This window comes from Oleiphilus sp. HI0132 (genome assembly GCF_001635845.1).
On sequence record NZ_LWGJ01000509.1, the window covers coordinates 1 to 650 of the forward strand.

Sequence of the window (650 nt, forward strand, 5' to 3'; positions counted from 1 at the left end):
GAATATTGTGAAGATATTGTCGATACTCTCAAGCAAACCTTGGACGACCATAATATTCCTCACCCAACGATTGTCACGGAATCTGGGCGAGCAACTGTCGCTTACTCTTCAATTCTGCTGTTCAATATTCTAGATACCAATATTTTTGAACCAATCAGTCTGCCCGAACCATCGCCTGAGGAGCATCAACTACTCACAAAGATTCGTGAGATAAAAGACTACCTATCGCCACGGCGAGTACAGGAGTGTTATAACGATGCGCATTTTTATCGTGATGAAGTGCGTGCTTTATTCAAGCGTGGGCAGCTCTCATTAAGAGAGCGATCAATCGCAGAAAACTTATTTCTCGATGTTCTTCATTGTATCGCAGACCTGTTAGATACAATGGATAAAACGCCACCAGACCTGGAAGACCTTAAGCTATCGTTGGCAGATATCTACTATGGAAACTTTAGCCTATTTCAATCGCTGCCAGACATATGGGCGATTGATCAACTGTTTCCGATTATGCCAATTCACAGGCTGCATGAGACGCCAACACGTCAGGCAGTGCTGGCGGATATAACCTGTGACTGCGATGGAAAAATTGATAAATTTATCAACGAATTCGGCACAGCAAAAACACTCCCATTACACCCGATTAAAGAAGG

1 pseudogene is annotated in these 650 nt (G+C 43.4%); it reads left to right on the forward strand.

The annotated features are described in order from the left end of the window. Window positions 1–650 (forward strand): annotated as a pseudogene (locus A3766_RS06110) (arginine decarboxylase); the annotation flags it as partial.